Source organism: Actinoplanes sp. NPDC048791 (assembly GCF_040650095.1).
Taxonomy (GTDB): domain Bacteria; phylum Actinomycetota; class Actinomycetes; order Mycobacteriales; family Micromonosporaceae; genus Actinoplanes.
On the sequence record NZ_JBEZGQ010001171.1, the window covers coordinates 1 to 2,388 of the forward strand.

The 2,388-nt window shown below is 70.6% G+C and carries 2 protein-coding genes; one reads left to right on the top strand and one right to left on the bottom strand.

What is annotated here, in order from left to right:
• Positions 1-116 precede the first annotated feature (116 nt).
• Positions 117-1,484, bottom strand: coding sequence for a UDP-glucose/GDP-mannose dehydrogenase family protein (locus tag AB0C29_RS43845; RefSeq protein WP_360544215.1), 1,368 nt, complete (start codon positions 1,482-1,484; stop codon positions 117-119).
• 318 nt (positions 1,485-1,802) lie between these two features.
• Here AB0C29_RS43845 and AB0C29_RS43850 point away from each other — a divergent pair.
• On the top strand, positions 1,803-2,388 hold a 586-nt coding region (locus tag AB0C29_RS43850), incomplete at its 3' end, for a LacI family DNA-binding transcriptional regulator (RefSeq protein WP_360833641.1).

A 2,388-nucleotide genomic window follows, 5' to 3' on the forward strand; every position in this document is an offset into this window, starting at 1 on the left:
GGCCGCTGGGACGCCCCGGTGGACGCCGCGCTCGTCGAGTCCTGGCGCGCCGCCCTGCCCTGAGCTGACCGGCCCTGCGCTGACCGGCCCTGCGCTGACCGGCCCTGCGCCGCCGATCAGCGGCCGGTGACCGACAGGTAGCGGTAGCCGAGCTTGGCCAGGCGCTCCGGATCCAGGCAGTGCCGGCCGTCCAGCACGACCGGGGTCCGCATCAGCGACGCGAACTTCGCCCAGTCCAGGTCGAGGTACTCCGACCACTCGGTGACCAGCACGACCGCGTCGCTGTCGTCGAAGATCTCCTCGACCTCGCCGGCCAGGTACGGCACCAGGTCCGGCTGCTCGCGGCGGAAACGCTCGGCGGCGACCGGGTCGTGCAGCCGGATCCGGGCGCCGCGGTCGAGCAGCATCCGCGCGATGTCGAGGGCCGGCGCGTCGCGCATGTCGTCGGTGTTCGGCTTGAACGCGAGCCCGAGCAGCCCGATCTTGCGGCCCTTGAGGATGCGCAGCTCGTCCAGCAGCCGGTCCACGACCAGCCGGCGCTGCATCTGGTTGACCTCGCGGGCGGCGGTGACGATCGGCATGGCGTGGTGGTACTCGGCGCTGGTGGCGATCAGCGCGGCGGTGTCCTTGCCGAAGCAGGAGCCGCCCCAGCCGATGCCCGGCTGCAGGAAGCGCGGCCCGATCCGGGTGTCGAGGCCGATGCCCCGGGTGACCTGGGAGATGTCCGCGCCGACCTTGCCGGCCAGCTGGCCGATCTCGTTGGCGAAGCTGATCTTGAGGGCCAGGAAGGCGTTGGCGGCGTACTTGATCAGCTCGGCCGAGGCCAGGTCGGTCGAGACCATCGGCACCGCGCCGAGCTCCGCCGGGCGCGGCAGGTAGGTCGGCGGGGTGAACGTCTGGTTCAGGATCGTGCGGTAGAGCCGGTTGAGCACGTCGAGGCTGCGCGGGTTGTCCGAGCCGACCACGATCCGGTCCGGGTAGAGGGTGTCCTGGATCGCCGCGCCCTGGCGCAGGAACTCCGGGTTCGAGGCGACCGAGAACTCACCGTCGCTGCGCCGCTCGTGGGTGCGCTCGAACGACTCGCGCAGGATCGAGTCGACCCAGTTGCTGCTGCCGATCGGCACGGTCGACTTGTTGATCACGACGGTGAACTCGCCGTCGATGTGCTGCCCCACGCTTTCCGCGGCCGAGCGCAGGTACTGCAGGTCGGGGTTGCCGTCCGGCAGCGACGGGGTCTGCACGGCGATGAACACCACGTCGGCGCCGGGCACGGCCGCGCTGTAGTCGGTGGTGAAGGTCATCCGCTCGGCCGAGTCGGCCAGCAGGGCGTCCATGTGCGGCTCGTAGATCGGCGAGCGGCCCCCGCTGAGCAGGTCGACCTTGGCCTGGTCGAGGTCCACGCAGGTGACGTCGTGCCCGAGAAACGCCAGGCTGACGCCGGTGGTGAGACCCACGTAGCCGGTTCCTACGACGCACACCTTCATGCCCGCACTTCCCTTCAGTTCGCATCGGGTCCGGGTGTACCCGATCGCTGCACGGTAATCCGTCCTGTCGCGCCGCCGGGTGTCGCGGGATCCGCAGGCGAGTCGGATCACTGCCGACCGAAGCGACGGTGACGGTGAGCGATGACGTGCGTACCTTGAGCGCCGACGACGAGCTCACCCCGTTTGCACAACGAACTGATCGCCCCGACGACCCGCGACATCCTGTGCGCCGGCGGGCTCTTGAGCGCAAGGACGACCCCCGGTTAGTCTCGTCCGCAGGCCGTCGATACGTATCGACGACGGGAGGTGAGCCCAGGCATGGTCACCAGCAGAGACGTGGCCCGGCTGGCCGGCGTCTCGCAGAGCACGGTCTCGTACGTGATGAGCGGCCGCCGGTCGATCTCGGCCGAGACCCGCCGCCGCGTCGAGTCGGCGATCGCGGAGCTCGCCTTCCAGCCCAACGCCGGTGCCCGCGCCCTCAAGAGCCAGCGCACCCGGGTGATCGGCCTGGTCGTGCCGTTCGGGCCCGACGCCGACACCTCCGGGCTGCTGCCGTTCATCGAGACCATCGCCAACTGCGCCCGCGAGCAGGACCACGACATCCTGCTGGTCACCCGCGACGAGGGCTCGGCCGGGCTGACCCGGCTGGCCGCCCGTTCCCTGTGCGACGCGATCGTGCTGATGGACATCGAGACGCACGACGCCCGGATCCCGGTCGCCGCCGGGCTCGCCGTACCGGTGATCCTGATCGGCCTGCCGGCCGAACCGCTCGGCCTGCCCTGCGTCGACCTGGACTTCGAGCAGGCCGGCCGGCTGGGGGTGTCAGATCTGCTCCCAGAAAGGGGAGGAGATGAGGCGCGGATCGGCGTCGGGCAGCCCGGCACATCCGTTGACCTGGTGATAC